The organism is Brevibacillus brevis (assembly GCF_900637055.1).
Taxonomy (GTDB): Bacteria; Bacillota; Bacilli; order Brevibacillales; family Brevibacillaceae; genus Brevibacillus; species Brevibacillus brevis.
Genome location: NZ_LR134338.1, coordinates 3709401 through 3725225 on the forward strand (window position 1 = coordinate 3709401; position 15825 = coordinate 3725225).

Consider the following 15825-nt stretch of genomic DNA (forward strand, 5'->3'; position numbering starts at 1 on the left):
TCCTTGGTCCTCCTCGCCTTAAAAGTTGGCCAGCTCGCGCATTGCTTCCAATACTTTTTCTGGGTTCAGCATAAAGTATTTTTCCATCGGCGGGCTGTATGGCATAGCCGGTACATCTGGACCACAAAGACGTTTAATCGGTGCATCCAAATCGAACAGGCAATGCTCCGCTACAATGGCAGCTACCTCACCGCCAACGCCGCCTTCTTTGTTGTCCTCGTGTACGATCAATACTTTGCCTGTCTTCGAAGCCGCTTCTGCGATCGCTTCTTTGTCCAACGGATACAGTGTACGCAAATCGAGAACATGCGCACTGATGCCTTCTTGTGCCAGCTTTTCCGCTGCTTGCAGGCAGAAGTGCAGAGTCAAGCCGTAGGAGATGACCGTGATGTCTGTACCCTCTCGCTTGACGTCCGCTTTGCCAATCGGCAGCACATAGTCGTCCTCAGGCACTTCGCCCTTGATCAAACGATAACAGCGCTTGTGCTCGAAAAAGAGCACCGGATCTTCATCGCGAATGGCTGCTTTCAGAAGACCTTTTGCATCATAAGGTGTCGAAGGTGCCACTACTTTTAAACCAGGGGTGTTCGTGAACATCGCTTCCACAGATTGCGAGTGGTACAGTGCACCGTGAACCCCGCCGCCAAATGGGGCACGAATCGTGATCGGACAATGCCAGTCGTTGTTCGATCGATAGCGCATTTTCGCCGCCTCACTGACAATTTGGTTCACAGCCGGCATGATGAAGTCCGCAAACTGGATCTCCGCGATTGGACGCATCCCGTAAGCTGCCGCACCAATCCCTACACCGACAATAGCGGATTCAGCCAGCGGGGTATCGATCACGCGCTCCTCGCCAAACTCCTCAATCAATCCGTTTGTCGCCCGGAAAACCCCACCGCGTACGCCAACGTCTTCCCCGAGGATAAACACATTGGAATCGCGACGCATTTCTTCACGCATCGCCATTGTAATTGCATCAATAAAAGAAATGACTGCCATAAAAGATCCCCCCTTATTCCCCGTATACGAATGTCATTGTCGATTCTGGTGTTGGATATGGCGCGTTTTCTGCATATTCAGTGGCTTCATCCACTTCCAGCTGCACGCGGGCGAGCATATCCGCTTCCTTGTGTTCGTCCAAGAGTCCGATCTCTCTCAAATAGGCAGCGAAAACAATCAACGGGTCCTTTTTCTTCGCTTCTTCTACTTCTTCTCTCGTACGATACACACGATCGTCATCGTCACTGGAGTGCGGAACAAGGCGATACATAACAGCTTCGATCAGCGTTGGTCCTTGACCACTGCGAGCACGTTCAACCGCTTCTTTCATGACGCGGTATACTTCAATCGGATCGTTTCCGTCCACACTGACTCCCGGGAAGCCGTAACCGATCGCACGGTCTGCTACACTTTCACAAGCCAACTGCTTTTTCAGTGGTACAGAGATCGCATATTTGTTGTTTTCGCAGAAAAAGATAACCGGGAGCTTGTGGACACCCGCAAAGTTCGCACCTTCGTGGAAGTCACCCTGGTTGCTGGAGCCTTCCCCGAACGATGCATACACAACAAAATCTTTTTGCTTCATTCTTCCTGCCAAAGCCATACCGACTGCGTGTGGCACTTGCGTAGTCACTGGGCTTGAGCCCGTCAAAATATTGTACTTTTTGCCACCGAAGTGACCTGGCATCTGTCTTCCACCGCTATTCGGATCTTCCGCCTTCGCAAAAGCGGACAGCATGCAATCACGGGCTGTTTGGCCAAAAACCAGAACCAAACCAAGATCGCGATAGTACGGGCACAAGAAATCTCTGTCTTTTTCCATCGCAAAAGCTGCTCCCACCTGAGCTGCTTCCTGACCCTGGCAGGAAATCACGAACGGTACTTTGCCCGCACGATTCAACAGCCATTGGCGCTCGTCAATTTTTCTGGCCAACAGCATGTAATAATACATGTCAAGGACTTGCGCATCGGTCAATCCCACTTGCTCATGTCGCTTGGTTGTCATCGTTACATTCCCTCCTCGCTAATTGTGAATCGCTTTTCCGTCGACAGCCTGCGCTGCCTCCATGATTGCTTCGGATAAGGATGGATGCGGGTGAATCGTCTGACCGATCTCCCACGGAGTCGCATCCAGTACACGGGCCAAGCCCGCTTCGGAAATCATATCTGTCACATGTGTACCGATCATGTGAACCCCTAACAAATCATTGGTCTTGGCATCAACGACCAACTTCACAAAGCCGTCATTCTCACCGTGGATCAGGGCTTTGCCCAGTGGCTTAAAGCTGAACTTGCCGATTTTCACATCGTAGCCTTGTTCTTTTGCTTCTTTTTCAGTGAGTCCGACATTTGCGACTTCAGGTCGGCTATACGTACATTTCGGAACCTTGGTGTAATCCATCGGGTGCGGGTTTTGACCAGCCATGTGCTCTACGGCGAGTATTCCTTCATGCGAAGCGACATGAGCCAATTGCAGACCGCCAATAACGTCACCAATCGCATAAATATGAGACTCTGCAGTCTGGAAAAATTCATTAACCACAACTACGCCACGCTCGACTTTGATTTCTGTTGCTTCCAAACCGATGTTTTCTACATTCGCTTGGCGTCCTACTGATACGAGTACCTTTTCGGCTTCAAAGGTTTGGACTCCATCCTTGACTTCCGCCTGAATAGAGACTTTGCCTTCCCCTTTTTCCAACGATTCAGGCAGCACCTTTGCTCCCGTCACGATGTTGACTTTCCGCTTTTTCAACAGACGAGCCAATTCCTTGCTCACTTCTTCATCCTCAAACGGCAAAATACGGTCGGCGTACTCCACAACAGTTACTTCTACACCGAAATCATTGAGCATGGAAGCCCACTCAATCCCGATGACACCGCCACCAACGATGACAACAGAAGCAGGCAATCGCTCCCACTGCAACGCTTCATCGCTTGTGACCACATAAGATCCGTCGATGACCAAACCGGGAAGTGTGCGCGGACGAGAACCTGTTGCCAACAAAAGGAATCGTGGAACGATCATTTCTTGGTCCCCGTTTTCCTTTTCAATGCGCACAGCACCTGCCTGCGGAGAAAAAATGGAAGGCCCCATGACTCTTCCAAAGCCTTCAAAGACAGTAATGCTGCCTTTTTTCATCAAGTACTGAATCCCTTTGTGAAGTTGGTCGATAATGCCTTGCTTTCGTTCTTGTATTTTCGTGAAGTCATAGCCTACAGTACCGGCCGAGACTCCGTATTTGTCAGCTTCCTTCAGGGTGGAGAATACTTCTGCACTGCGCAATAGCGCTTTGGATGGGATGCAACCACGGTGCAAGCAAGTACCACCGAGCTTTTCTTTCTCCACGATTGCTACCTTCATTCCCAATTGGGAAGCGCGGATTGCCGCTACATAACCGCCGGTACCTCCCCCGAGGACGACTAAATCAAACTCTTGAGACACCACGATCTCTCCTTTCATTCGGAAAGCTACCCTGCGTATTTACGAGAATATGAATATTCAAAGAAAACCGTTTATGTATTCCTGGCCGCCCTCCATAGAAGAGCGGACAGGAGTAAGACTTTTATAGAAGAAACGTGATTAGCGCTTGTAAACAGTCTTGCCGTTTTGCAGGAAAGTATTACGTGATCTTGCCACACTTGCAATGCGCTCTTCCGCCATGCGGTCAGCAGCTTTGTAGGAAGCCATGCCATCACGTTCAGCGATTTCGTAAATTTTCAGGATGCTGTCATAGATCGTTTCTACTTTTTTCAGTGCACGCTCGCGGTTATAGCCTTGCAGCTCATCTGCCACATTGATTACACCACCAGCATTGATCACGTAGTCTGGTGCGTAGATCAGACCCATTTCGTGAATTTGGTCGCCGTGTCTTTCTTCTTTTAGCTGGTTGTTAGCTGCCCCTGCAATCACTTTTGCTTTGAAGAGTGGAATGGTGTCATCGTTGATGATCGCACCCAATGCGCAAGGAGAGAAGATATCGCACTCTACGCCAAAGATCTCGTTAACGCCTACGGCTTTCGCACCGAAATCGTTCACTGCGCGATCTACGTTTTCTTGATTGATGTCCGTTACGATCAAATGCGCGCCTTCTTCATGCAGATGGCGGCACAGATTGTAAGCTACGTTTCCTACACCTTGTACAGCAATTACTCGTCCGGAGAGAGAGTCGGAACCAAACGCCAATTTAGCGGCAGCTTTCATTCCACGGTAAACACCGTAAGCTGTTACAGGGGATGGGTTACCACTGGAACCGAATGCCGGAGAAACACCTGTGACGAAATCTGTTTCCAAGTGGATCATATCCATGTCTGCTACTGTTGTTCCTACATCCTCAGCTGTGATGTAGCGGCCATTCAGCCCTTGGATATAGCGGCCGAAAGCACGGAACAGCTCTTCGCTCTTATGCTCGCGCGGATCACCGATGATGACTGCTTTACCACCACCGATGTTCAGTCCTGCTGCTGCGTTTTTGTAAGTCATCCCACGACCGAGACGCAGTACGTCCACAATCGCCTCTTCTTCTGTTTTATACGGCCACATGCGCGTACCGCCGAGTGCTGGTCCTAATGTCGTATCATGAATGCAAATGATTGCTTTCAAACCGGAATTTTCGTCTTGGCAAAATACCAATTGCTCGTAATCGTACTTTTGCATGTAGTCAAAGATGTTCACTGAAGAAACCTCCCTAGTATCTTTCGTTTTCCGCTTAAGTAAGCAGGCGTAACAGTGGGCTCCATTTGGAGAATTTCCCGTCAAGAGGTATATGCAAAAGTCATGCCAATAAAATCAAACTTATGAAAGCGCTTTATTTACAAGAACGTGGAATGAGCATCCTCACGTCAAGTCTGCATTTTTTTGCATATACGCGCAAAGAATTGCGTGCAATATTTTGCACAGTCGCATCGTTACTCTTCCTGCACATCCATGATGCCCAATTTTTCCATCTTGTAGTACAAACTGCGAATCGCGATTCCGAGGCGTTTGGCTGCAAGGGTGCGATTGCCTTTCGCTGCTGCCAGTTCCCGCAATATGTGCTGACGTTCTGCCTTTTCCACAGCTTCTTTTAACGTGGTACCAGTGGAACCCTCATGCTGGGCCTCTTCCTTTTTGGTTGAAACGATTCTTCTTTCCAGTGGGGGTAAATGCTCCGGCATAATGATTCGCTCGTTGATCCGCATATGAATCATCGCTCTGCCCAGTACATTCTCTAGCTCGCGTACGTTGCCTGGCCAGTGATAGGACAGAAGCATCTGCAATGTTTCTTCATGCAGCTCTTCTACATTCCTTCCGTACTCCAGATTGGCTTTTCGCAGCAAGTGCATTGCAATCGGCTGAATATCTTCCAAGCGCTGTCTGAGTGGAGGGATATGAATCGGTACGACGTGGAGACGATAGTACAGGTCTTCACGGAAACGTCCCGCTCCGATCGCAGCCTCCAGATTCACATGGGTAGCTGCAATGACACGAACATCGATGTTAATCGGCTTCGTTCCACCGACTCGCACAACCTCTCGCTCCTGGAGGACGCGCAAAAGCATGACCTGCATGCTCATGGACAGCTCGCCGATCTCGTCCAAAAAGATTGTTCCACCGCTCGCTTCCTCAAACAGCCCCCGCTTTCCTCCTCGACGCGCACCTGTAAACGCGCCTTCCTCATAACCGAAAAGCTCACTCTCCAGCAGGCTCTCTGAGATCGCTGCACAATTGACCCGGATGAATTGGTTGTATTTTCGTTCACTTGCATTATGTATGGCGTGGGCAAACAGTTCTTTCCCCGTTCCCGATTCCCCACGAAGAAGGACAGTTGCTGGTGTTGACGCCGCTTTTTTGGCTTGCTCGATCGCTTGCTGCATAGGCTCGCTATATCCGATGATATCTGCAAAGCTATATTTAGCCTCCAAATTGCGGATGATACGACGAGCTCTCTCCAGCTCTTCTGACAGGCGCTTGAATTCGGAGACATCGTGAATAACGCCAACGCTGCCTTTCAGTTCCCCATCGACCACAACAGGTGCAACATTGACAACGACGTCCTTGCGCTTTGGTCCCAATTTCATAGGGACGCCTCTCACTGCCTTCTTCGTTTTCAAGACCTGCATATGCATGCTATCGCCTTCGGAAATGTCTACCGTCGCTGGTTTCCCGATAATGTCGTCTTGCGAAAAACCCGTAAGCCTCGTGTAGGCCGGATTGATCAAAAGTCCATTCCCGTATTGGTCAACGACTGATATCGCTTCGTCCGACGATTGAATAATCGCTTGCAGCATGCTCTGCAAATCTTTCAAGTTCGTCACTTCTTCTGCCAACGCCATGATTTCTGTAATATCGCGGAAAATGGCAACAGCTCCGACAACTTCTCCTCGATCATTCCGAACGGGTACACGGTTTGTAATAATCCGCGTCTGATTCGGCAAGACTTGCTCCTGATTCAATTCGGGAGAGCCTGTCTTTAATACAATATGTAACCGCGTGTTCGGTATACGCTCCGAAACTTTTGTATCCAGCACTTCACTCGCCTCGATGCCCATCAATCGCTCTGCGGCTTTGTTGAACAACGTAATAATTCCTTGGCGATTGACCCCGATAATCGCGTCATGCGTGGAGTTCAGCATCGTTTCCCGCTCCCGCTGATTTTGCATTAAGACTGCAATCAGCTTATCGCGTTCCCGAATCAATTTCATGACGATTCTCGTAAACGTTCCCGGGATAAGCACTGTCTTATCTTTCTTTAATTGCCTGAGATGCTCATACTCTCCCAGGTCCCCTGTAGCTTCTAAAATGACATCCAGATCCTCATCCAAATAAGGCCGATAATCATGATCGACGGGAATCCCCAATGATTGGGCCAGCAGTATGCCTGGCGCGTCCGGCCGTTGATCGACGACAGCAACGACTTGTAATCGGTCCATCTGGTTTAGCATCCGCAGGAGTGCTGTTCCACCACGTCCCGCACCAACGATGAGCAGCTTGTGCATGCGAGAGACCCCTCACTTTTTGAACAACTACGATCTTACTCGTTACCATTGTACTCCAACAAACCGTTGATGGACAGGCGTTCTTCCCTAACGTGCGCTCGTTCGTGTGCTACAGGTACGGTGGACAAGGCTGTTCGCATCCGATATGATGAAAAGACCGAACTGCAGTTGTTGTGGTAGTTCAGCGTTAGAGAAAGGGGTGAACCACCCTTGGTTTTTCAGAAAATCATTGCACTCTTAATTATGGTAATCCCGGCGGCAATCGCCATGTACGGAATCAAATTAATCCGAGACGCATTCTTCTATTCTGCCTCTCCGGAAGTTGGATTTTTATGGGGAAAACTCATTTTAGGTATACTGGCTTTCGCCATCCCTGTATGGTTTATTGCCGGATTTATTCTCCATCACGAGCGTAAAAAAAATCGCGTACAGCCCCGTTTCATGATTCCTGAACCAGATGACGAGGACTAGACCAAACCGGACGAGCCAGTCTGGTTTTTTTTATGTTCAGCTTCTGTAACTCTCCCCCATTGATCGAGTCGTCGGAGCCAACCGACCTGTTCGATGACGCGGGAAAACGAACAAAATTCTGCCGCAACCTGAAGACACAGGAAAAGCACGAGCATACTCGCCTGTACATAAATCGGTGTCCCGATGACAAAGGAAAAGCCTGCTGCAAAACCCAAGGCATTCGACCCTGTATCTCCCAGCATGATTTTGCCGCCAGCGTCATGAGAAAACATGAGCATGCTTGCAACGAAAACAGGGAGCCAAAAAATCCAGTTTGCCATCGCCGCACTGGCCCCACTTGTCCATAAGCCAAAAGCTCCTGCCAGTACTGTTAGGCACCAAAACACTTTGATCGCCCGTCCAGGCCGCAAATCAAACAAGTTAACGATATTGGGGGAGAGTGCAAGTAAACCAAAGGAAACAATGCCTGCCCACAACGAGTTCGAAAGAGAGAGGGAAAGACAAAAAGCCGTGCTTGTCCCGCCAATCAGCTTCCACATGCCGCTGGTCATTCGCCTCTCTCGCCATAGCACGCCGAAATGTCCACGAAAGCCTTTTGCCTCTCGATCTGATGTACAATCATCTCGCCATCCCCAAAAGGCCATTGTGATCATACCTGTTACAAATAAAAAACCGTGCCGGACAAGCTCGCTATTGACCCCTCTAAGCATAAGGATTCCGATCAGAATTATCCCGGTAATAGCGCTCGAACATACGAGGATGAGCCCCCCTGCTGTCAGTACTGACTCTCCATCGTAATTGAATCGATTCATTCCCAGGGCTTTGAGCTTTTGTGTGCCGATTTTATGCAGCCGGCGGTCAAGCACCAGCGGAAAAACGACCGCGACGAGCATCAAGAGCATCATGATTTTCGTTTCCACTCTTGCCCCTCCCACCATTTCCAGCATAGCGTTCGGCTAATCGCGACAAACTCTTTCCCGCGATGACAGAAGCCTGCCCAATCATTTTTCGTTTCACGATGCGAAAAAAAGACAGGGACCTCTGCTACACGATACCCTGCCCGCAATGCATCGACAGTGAGCCCTACCTCTAAGCCAAATCCTTTATCCTGGCTCCCCAATCGGTCAAGAAGCTCGCGACGTATTGCCCGTTGTCCCGATAAAGGGGCTCTTGCTTCAAAGCCTGTCAACATCCGGATACCATGATGGGCCAAGCCTTTTGCCAATCCGAGACCTGCTTTTACTTGCGGAGGTGGCAGAATAGCTACCGCCATATCACAGACATCTTGCAGAACTGGCGTAAGCAAATGTGCGGCTTCTGCTGCGCTGTCTCGCAAATCGCCGTCGAGAAGCATGACCACTTCTCCACTGGCGCACTTCCAGCCCAGTTGAACAGCTGCACCTTTCCCTTGATTGTGCGGTGCTCGAATCACCCTATCCGCCCACTTGCTTGCGATGTGTGCCGTCTCATCTTTACTGCCATCATCAACGACGATCAGTTCATCACAAAAAAAGCGTTCACGGATGGCACGGAGAGTATCACCGATAGAAGCCTGTTCGTTGAACGCTGGAATGACGACGCTAACTTTTTTCACGCGAGCCCTTCCTCTCAACCAATCTATTTTGCACTTGCTCCAAAAGAGCCCACTGCTTTGTAGGAGAGTCAGGCACTTCTACGACCTGAATCCAAGAATTCGCCTGTTTTTCCCGTAGCCAAAGCGGGGCATGCCTAGCTACCACCAAAAGCACCCCATCTTCCCAACTGTTTCCATCGCGGTAAGAAACCACTTCCATACCTACTGAATGCATCAGTTGCTTAATCTGTTCAGCAACGCTGCCATCCTCCTGCCAAACATACACTTTGCTTCCTGCAAGTTCATCCACATAGCGTATGCTCATAAGTTGGACAACTTCTTGGTTGCTGACCTCAACTTCCTTAAGCAATCGATTCATTTGCTGCCTTAATTCATGGTTGCTTTTGAGAGCGCGGTCGTACTTGGCTTCCATATTGGAAAGAATGCCTTTTGTTCCTTGCGTTATCCATGTATGACCTGCCGTCCCTCCTAACAAGATACCTACTCCAAGCGCGACAAATATGGCAGCCAGTGAAATCAAATGATAGCGGAAGGGTATCATGTCTACCTCCATGAAAGTGCTTGGTCTATAAAGTCCACGTCCGCCACTGGGTCCAAATCATCTGTACAGCATGACGGGCGATCGGATTAATGACGAGTGCGGCTGAAACAGGCAGAAGCATAGCGACTATACACCAAGCCCACAGCTTCCATGACTCGCTCGGCCGATAGAGATGACTGACTCCTTTGGCATCAATCAGCTTTGTCCCGATCTTCGTGCGGACCAATAACGTGCTCGCCATACCTTTGCGGCCTTTTTCCAGAAAATCAATCATATTTGTATGGGCACCGATCGTGACGATCAGTTGAGCCTCCTTTTCGTACGCTAACAGCATCGCCACATCCTCGCTTGTACCAGGCGCCGGCAAGACATGATAAGGCAAACCGAGCGCTTTTACACGAGTCGTTCCAGGTGCTGTCCCATTTACAAAAGCATGTACGACGATCTCCGCGCCGCTTTGGAGCGCTCTGTCCGAGACACTGTCCATATCTCCCACAATCAGGTCTGGACGATACCCTGCTTCCATGAGGGCATCTGCACCGCCATCGACACCGATCAAAACAGGACGATATTCCCGAATGTAGGAAGACAGCGTCAGCAAGTCCTCTTTATAATGTTTTCCGCGAACGACGACAATGACGTGTCGCTGTTCCATTTTTGTATGTAATCGCACATGGCAAAGTGGTTTTAAAAAAAGGTCTTTTTCCTTACTGGCGTACAAAAGTGTATTGTCGATAAACGAAGAGAGTGTGTCATCCAACTTATCATGAGCTTCATGCCATCGGTTTAAAATAGATGGAACCGTCACCTGCTGCAGCCTACATACATGGACCCACTTCTCTTCCAATAGGATGTACAGATTTTCTTCGCGTATCGTTGCATACTTGCCCTCGGTCCATTCCATGAACGAATCCGACACATCTACATCCAGCACCTCATAGAGTGTGACACCGTTTGTTAAAAGTTGGCGAGCCCCTTCAGCCGGGTATTGCCCTGTCATGAATGGCGAAAGGTTGAGGACGACTTTTACCCCTCTTTCCAGTAAGGACTGTGCTGCTATCTCATCAACATCCGGATGATCAATGATGGCGATATGACGGGAGTGGAGACGTTTGCATAACTGCTTCGTCTTCAGATCAGCTGCTACGACAGCCGTGTATGAATGTGCTGCAGAACCTTTTCGTTTGCCCACTTTTCCACCTCCGCCCTTAGTATGCTAAATATTTCCTCCTTACATGCAAAAAAGAGGCTGTGCATCAAATGCACAACCTCTTTTAAGCGAAGCGTTTTCAGTTTAATCTACGCACCCTTGAGCATGTAGTAAATGATCAAACCATCTGCGAACAGGAAAACCATCAAAGATACAAAGCCAAATGCTGTTGCAAATTTGTTTTTCGCTCTGATGGAGCTCAAACAGCCCCAAGCAATAAAGAATGTGAAGATAAACATCAGGATGTCAAATAAAACGATTTTCATAAACGACAACTCCTTCACCAAGATGACGCAAACCGGAATACAATGGCAATTCCATTATATAGCTTCATGTATTATGAGACAAGCATATCCAAATTTGTGAACAAAAAGTTTCACAATTATTTCCCTTTTATTGTGCCACATGTTGCGCCGCCTATCCATATACTCCAGCAATCTTGCTCTATCCATTTTTCTTGCCCGGCTACGTGATTATGGATGGTGTGAACGAGGTCTTTCAATTCGGCATCGGTCAATTCATGCAGAATGGAGCGGCCTTTTCTTGAAAGCAAGTCTGCTTCCAAATCAGACCAACTATCGTATTCTCGTCTTGTCTCCCATAGCATTGTCTTGTTCACCTGCTCAAGCCCTGCGAGCTTCATGGTGTTCTGCACCGTTGTATCATCCGGCCTGCGTTTTTGTTCGATCGTTAGCAAACGCGGGTATCGGGTAAAAAAATAGCCGCGAAAATGAGTCGGCGAGGCTGGCATATTGACATCGTCCATCGTCCGGTCTTGGATTAAGCAAATTCCCCCTGGTGCCAATAACCTGATGACTTCTTTAAAAAACTTCTGCAAGTCTTGCTCCGGGAAATGGTGGATCAATGCGCGAGCAAATACAATATCCGCACACTGACTCGGCAAGCCGGTTGCGCGGGCATCCCCCTGTGCAAACGAAATCTTCGGATCGTCAGCACATTGCTCTCTTGCAGCCTCAACCATCACGTGGGAAAAGTCAACTCCCGTGACAGTAGCAGCCCCTAGCCCTGACCAAGCCCTACTGTAAATTCCACCGCCACAACCGATGTCCACGACGTTTTTTCCCACGGGATTGACGAGTGACAGGATCGTTTGACTCCACGAATCATCAGCGGTTCTCCCTGTATAGCTCAACTGGTTTTTCTCAGCGTGAAAATCAATTGTCATTCCTGTTTCGCCTCCATGAACTCCAGTCGGTTTCCAAATGGGTCCTCTGTAAAAAAGCGGATAAGGTGAGGTATTTCTTCGTCAATCCGAAACGATACCCCATTTGATTGCAGATGCTCCATCAGCGAACCAATGTTTTGCACAAGGAACGCCGGATGTGCTTTTTTCGCGGGAATGAATCCTTCCTCTACGCCAATATGAATCATTTGAGCGCCACATTGAAACCATACACCACCTCGAACGAGAAGCTTCGCTGGCTTTGGAACCTCCGGCATTCCCAACAGCTCACCGAAAAACTTGCGTGCTACGTCCTCCGTTCCTGCTGGTGCTGCTAATTGTATATGATCGAGCCCAATCCATTTATGCTTTGTGGTCATCGTCTTCATTACCTCCTCTTTTTTTGCACAGAACCATCCATTCATCAATCTGATGGGTCATTACTCTGCCTTCCTTTGTGGTAAGTCCTAGATATTCTTTTTGCTCATCTGTAGCGTTCAGCAGCAGTTTTTCCACGCTCTCCTCCTGCTCAGCTGATTCGGAAGTGCGCTGAACCCATGGTAAAAATTCAAATCTTTTTTTGCGTGCCTGCTGCTTTTGCGGAGTCAAGCCATTCGCTTCAAACAAAGCGCCCCATTCACTTATGGAAAGACAGCGAACATGACTGGGATCGCGTGTTTTCTCTACTTCATTTATGAATGCCGAGAGTGACGACTCCTCAGGCGAAACGTTGTCGATGAAGAGAAACAACCCACCAGGGGACAGTACGCGACTCACCTCACGAACAAAAGCCGCCGGATCCGGAAAATGATGAGCCGCGATTCTGCATGTGACGATCTCAAAGGATTCATCCAAAAACGGGAGTGATTCTGCATCTGCCTGTACATACATCACATTCCGGACAAGCACTGCATCATTGGCAGTAGACGCCGCCATGAGCATCGGGCGAGTCAAATCCGTAGCGACGACAAAGCTCACATGTGGAGCCAATGTCCTTGCTACGTGCCCACCTCCTGTGGCAATATCCAGTGCCCGCCACTTCTCTGATGGCTGCAACCACTCCACCATCAGGTCCAGGTCGCTGCCTTTTGCATGTGTTTTGCTTTGCACGTATTGCTCTGCATTTTTGCCAAATTGCGCTTGCACGGCTTGTTTGATCTCCTCATGATTCATCGGGAACACCTCCTGCCCTAATCATATTCCAATGTTTGTCATCCTTGTTATAGAATACAGATAACTAGTTATCGAGAATTTGAATAGGGGGCAACTAACAGTGGACCGAGAAAGTCTTGAGGTATTTTTGACGATTGCTCGTCATGGATCAATTAACCGTGCTGCACAGGCATTATTTTTGGCGCAATCAACATTGACACACCGATTGAAGCAGCTTGAGCGCCAGGTTGGGAGTGCGCTTTTTGTTCGCACTGCCTCAGGCGTCAGTCTTACAGCCGAAGGACGTCGGTTGCTACCAGTTGCTACAAACATCGTGGAGCAAATGCGCTCCTTTATCCAAGAGAAAGAACAGCGCCAATCGATGAACATCGTCGCAGGAAAAGCCTTTGTCGCCTATGAGCTGCCACGGCTTATCGGAGAATATCGTATCGCCCATCCGGGATTTACTTGCTACGTCCGCTCTACGTTGTACGAGGAGTCTCTCAGCGCTCTGCTAACGGGAACCGCCGATATTGCCTTTCTCGGGAGTGAAATGTATCACCCGCACATCCATCAAGAATTCCTTCCCAGTGATCGACTCCTGCTCGTTATGGCCCCGAGCCATCCTTGGGCTAGCGGGTTTCCAGGTTATCAAGCATGGGGGACCGAGGAAATGATAGTGTTCGGGAATCATACCGCTCCTTATCGCCAACGCATTGACCGCTATCTGGCGCAGCAAGGAGTTTTTCCGAATATTATTATGGAATTGGACAGCTTCAATGCTGTTAAAAAAATGGTCGAACGCCAGCTAGGGATCACGATCCTTCCGGAAAGAACCATACAACAAGAGCTAGCGACCGGAAGATTGGTCGCGTACGATATCGCAAACGGTGAATTGGTGCGACCCACACTCATCGCCTACCTGCATCCAAAAAAAGAGGACGATGCTTTCCAGCAATTCGTCCAATGGATCAAGGATCATTATTAACAAAAGTTCAATGTAGGGTTAGTACCGTAAGCTCCGGGCGGCAAAATAAACGAACAGGCAAGATCGTCGTACCCAACCCTCTGTTGGTGTACACAGCCATGCCACCTACCTGATACAATCCTTGTACATATTTACGCCCGTATTGCGGCACCAAGAGATGACCAATGAAGGGCAAGCGCACTTGTCCGCCATGGCTGTGGCCGGACAGTTGGAGATGCACGGGATGCTCTGACGCCCTATCAGCAAAATCAGGCTCATGGGCCAACAAGATAACGCTGCCCTCTGGCGGGATATTTTCTAACGCTTTTGAAAGATCAGGTACACCATAGAAAAGGTCATCCACTCCCGCCATGTATAGCTGCTGGCCATCTTTGTGCACGACAACATGCCGATTATCCAACACTTCGAATCCAGACGCGGCTAATCCATCCCGAACTTTCTGCTGTTCACCAGCTCGATAATCGTGGTTGCCCAAAACAGCGAATTTGCCTAATGGGGCTAGGAGCTGATTGAAAAGGGGAACCGCGGCGAATAGAGGTCGCGTCACTTCATCAACGATATCCCCTGTGAAGCAGATCAAATCCGGTTTTTCGCTCTGGATCACGGCAATAACCGACTCTAGCTCTTTCGGTTCAAAATAATGACCAAGATGGACATCACTGAAATGAATGAGCTTTGTCCCCTTGAAGCTTTCTGGCAATCCCGGTATCTTGATGGACAATCGCACGACATCAAGGGCTTTTCGTTCCCATACATGACCGTACACGCCAGTCGCTACACCGAGACCAATCAAACCCCCTACCCATTTCGTGACTTTGTCGAGAAATGATTTCCTTGAAATGGGGGCAAGGTTTGGATCATTCACTGTCTTTCGTTCGCTCATACCCATTGACGACAACGTCCAATCTTCCGGTTACCGGGTCAATGAGTAAACCATGGACGTCCACATTCGGTGGGAGGAGCGGGTGATTTTTAATCGTATCCACGCTATTTTTCACACTATCTTCTACACGATCGAATCCGTGCAACCATTTGTGCAAGTTAATCCCTGCATGTTGAAGCGTGGAGAACGTTTGAGCCGAGACTCCTCGCTCCAGCATCTTCTCCATGGTGCGCTTGCTGTCGATTGCACTCATCCCGCAGTCATAATGACCGACAACCATCACTTCTTCTGCATTCAATTCGTAGATCGCCACGAGAATGCTTCGCATGATACTTCCAAAAGGATGGGACACGATTGCCCCGGCGCTTTTTACGTGCTTGATATCCCCATTGTGGATGTTCATGGCTTTCGGCAACAGTTCAACCAATCGCGTATCCATGCAAGAGAGCACGACCAGTCGTTTATCAGGAAACTTGGTGGTTTGGTACTTTTCATATTCATGATTCTCCACAAATTCACGGTTAAATTCGAGAATTTTATCCAAATTGCGCACTTTTACAGCACCTGCCTCGCTCTTAGTAGTATGTATTTGTATCGTATGCTTTTCTATTTTACCTATTTGTGTTTCAATCGAGCAAGAGATTATGGCACTTTTTCCGTTACTTATATCGCTCCTCGGTGGCAACCTCCCCTGACTAGGTCCTCTCTGGATTGCGATCCTCGCTTTCTTGTGATCGGTTAATTTTCCTCCTCCTCACTTCTCCTTTTATTCAGTTGTAAGCTATCTCAATATCTTGTTTTATAATTTTTTGTAGTTTAGGC

General features: G+C 48.8%; 17 protein-coding genes. 2 read left to right on the forward strand and 15 right to left on the reverse strand.

The genetic code is table 11. From position 1 onward, the window contains the following. Nucleotides 1–18: 18 nt before the first annotated feature. The 5 genes from EL268_RS17585 to EL268_RS17605 all read right to left on the reverse strand — a co-directional run bounded on the left by EL268_RS17585 (nt 19) and on the right by EL268_RS17605 (nt 6981). Nucleotides 19–1002, reverse strand: a complete 984-nt coding sequence (locus EL268_RS17585) for an alpha-ketoacid dehydrogenase subunit beta (RefSeq protein WP_106652951.1) — start codon at nt 1000–1002, stop codon at nt 19–21. Nucleotides 1003–1015: 13 nt separating this feature from the next. Then, nucleotides 1016–2008, reverse strand: a complete 993-nt coding sequence (locus EL268_RS17590; protein WP_106652950.1) for a thiamine pyrophosphate-dependent dehydrogenase E1 component subunit alpha — start codon at nt 2006–2008, stop codon at nt 1016–1018. 18 nt (nt 2009–2026) lie between these two features. Next, on the reverse strand, nt 2027–3448 hold the full coding sequence (gene lpdA, locus EL268_RS17595) for a dihydrolipoyl dehydrogenase (RefSeq protein ID WP_106652949.1): 1422 nt from the start codon (nt 3446–3448) through the stop codon (nt 2027–2029). A gap of 138 nt (nt 3449–3586) precedes the next feature. Next, on the reverse strand, nt 3587–4678 hold the full coding sequence (locus tag EL268_RS17600; RefSeq protein WP_047068882.1) for a Glu/Leu/Phe/Val dehydrogenase dimerization domain-containing protein: 1092 nt from the start codon (nt 4676–4678) through the stop codon (nt 3587–3589). A gap of 233 nt (nt 4679–4911) precedes the next feature. Further along, nucleotides 4912–6981: a sigma 54-interacting transcriptional regulator gene (locus EL268_RS17605; protein ID WP_106652948.1), complete on the reverse strand. Its 2070-nt coding sequence runs from the start codon at nt 6979–6981 to the stop codon at nt 4912–4914. Between the two features lie 210 nt (nt 6982–7191). Between EL268_RS17605 and EL268_RS17610 the strand changes: the two genes are divergently transcribed. Continuing rightward, complete coding sequence (locus EL268_RS17610; protein ID WP_106652947.1) at nt 7192–7452, forward strand: DUF2627 domain-containing protein; 261 nt, start codon at nt 7192–7194, stop codon at nt 7450–7452. Here the strand turns inward: EL268_RS17610 and EL268_RS17615 are convergent. The 8 genes from EL268_RS17615 to EL268_RS17650 form a co-directional block, all read right to left on the reverse strand. Continuing rightward, nucleotides 7449–8372 carry a UDP-N-acetylmuramyl pentapeptide phosphotransferase gene (locus tag EL268_RS17615; protein ID WP_232029927.1) on the reverse strand — a complete coding sequence of 308 codons (924 nt, stop codon included), beginning with the start codon at nt 8370–8372 and terminating at the stop codon, nt 7449–7451. The genes EL268_RS17610 and EL268_RS17615 overlap by 4 nt on opposite strands. Continuing rightward, nucleotides 8354–9046, reverse strand: coding sequence for a glycosyltransferase family 2 protein (locus EL268_RS17620; RefSeq protein ID WP_106652945.1), 693 nt, complete (start codon nt 9044–9046; stop codon nt 8354–8356). The genes EL268_RS17615 and EL268_RS17620 overlap by 19 nt, the downstream gene beginning before the upstream one ends. Next, nucleotides 9033–9587 (reverse strand): copper transporter, encoded by a 555-nt coding sequence (locus EL268_RS17625; protein WP_106652944.1) that lies wholly within the window; start codon nt 9585–9587, stop codon nt 9033–9035. Before EL268_RS17625 ends, EL268_RS17620 begins: the two co-directional genes overlap by 14 nt. Before the next feature lie 25 nt (nt 9588–9612). Continuing rightward, on the reverse strand, nt 9613–10779 hold the full coding sequence (gene steA, locus EL268_RS17630) for a putative cytokinetic ring protein SteA (RefSeq protein WP_106652943.1): 1167 nt from the start codon (nt 10777–10779) through the stop codon (nt 9613–9615). A gap of 107 nt (nt 10780–10886) precedes the next feature. After that, complete coding sequence (locus EL268_RS17635) at nt 10887–11063, reverse strand: DUF2759 domain-containing protein (protein ID WP_106652942.1); 177 nt, start codon at nt 11061–11063, stop codon at nt 10887–10889. A 116-nt stretch (nt 11064–11179) separates the two neighbouring features. Continuing rightward, entirely contained in the window at nt 11180–11983 is an 804-nt protein-coding gene (locus EL268_RS17640; RefSeq protein WP_106652941.1) for a class I SAM-dependent methyltransferase, read from the reverse strand. Then, entirely contained in the window at nt 11980–12360 is a 381-nt protein-coding gene (locus EL268_RS17645) for a VOC family protein (RefSeq protein WP_106652940.1), read from the reverse strand. The genes EL268_RS17640 and EL268_RS17645 overlap by 4 nt, the downstream gene beginning before the upstream one ends. Next, the gene (locus tag EL268_RS17650) at nt 12344–13153 is read right to left on the reverse strand and encodes a class I SAM-dependent methyltransferase (protein WP_106652939.1); all 810 of its coding nucleotides are present in this window, start codon (nt 13151–13153) and stop codon (nt 12344–12346) included. Before EL268_RS17650 ends, EL268_RS17645 begins: the two co-directional genes overlap by 17 nt. Nucleotides 13154–13253: 100 nt before the next feature. On the opposite strand from EL268_RS17650, the gene EL268_RS17655 reads away from it, so the two are divergent. Next, nucleotides 13254–14120: a LysR family transcriptional regulator gene (locus EL268_RS17655; protein ID WP_106652938.1), complete on the forward strand. Its 867-nt coding sequence runs from the start codon at nt 13254–13256 to the stop codon at nt 14118–14120. A gap of 7 nt (nt 14121–14127) precedes the next feature. Here EL268_RS17655 and EL268_RS17660 read toward each other — a convergent pair whose 3' ends face one another. Both EL268_RS17660 and EL268_RS17665 read right to left on the reverse strand, forming a co-directional pair. Continuing rightward, nucleotides 14128–15009, reverse strand: coding sequence for a metallophosphoesterase (locus EL268_RS17660; RefSeq protein ID WP_106652937.1), 882 nt, complete (start codon nt 15007–15009; stop codon nt 14128–14130). Beyond that, the gene (locus EL268_RS17665) at nt 14978–15556 is read right to left on the reverse strand and encodes a beta-class carbonic anhydrase (protein WP_106652936.1); all 579 of its coding nucleotides are present in this window, start codon (nt 15554–15556) and stop codon (nt 14978–14980) included. The genes EL268_RS17660 and EL268_RS17665 overlap by 32 nt, the downstream gene beginning before the upstream one ends. Nucleotides 15557–15825 lie beyond the last annotated feature (269 nt).

What these genes read in the sequence shown, in the direction of transcription:
- EL268_RS17585 (WP_106652951.1), bottom strand. Translation starts at nt 1,002, where the DNA reads ATGGCAGTCATTTCTTTTATTGATGCAATTACAATGGCGATGCGTGAA.
- EL268_RS17590 (WP_106652950.1), bottom strand. Translation starts at nt 2,008, where the DNA reads ATGACAACCAAGCGACATGAGCAAGTGGGATTGACCGATGCGCAAGTC.
- EL268_RS17605 (WP_106652948.1), bottom strand. Translation starts at nt 6,981, where the DNA reads ATGCACAAGCTGCTCATCGTTGGTGCGGGACGTGGTGGAACAGCACTC.
- EL268_RS17625 (WP_106652944.1), bottom strand. Translation starts at nt 9,587, where the DNA reads ATGATACCCTTCCGCTATCATTTGATTTCACTGGCTGCCATATTTGTC.
- EL268_RS17635 (WP_106652942.1), bottom strand. Translation starts at nt 11,063, where the DNA reads ATGAAAATCGTTTTATTTGACATCCTGATGTTTATCTTCACATTCTTT.
- EL268_RS17640 (WP_106652941.1), bottom strand. Translation starts at nt 11,983, where the DNA reads ATGACAATTGATTTTCACGCTGAGAAAAACCAGTTGAGCTATACAGGG.
- EL268_RS17645 (WP_106652940.1), bottom strand. Translation starts at nt 12,360, where the DNA reads ATGACCACAAAGCATAAATGGATTGGGCTCGATCATATACAATTAGCA.
- EL268_RS17650 (WP_106652939.1), bottom strand. Translation starts at nt 13,153, where the DNA reads ATGAATCATGAGGAGATCAAACAAGCCGTGCAAGCGCAATTTGGCAAA.
- EL268_RS17660 (WP_106652937.1), bottom strand. Translation starts at nt 15,009, where the DNA reads ATGGGTATGAGCGAACGAAAGACAGTGAATGATCCAAACCTTGCCCCC.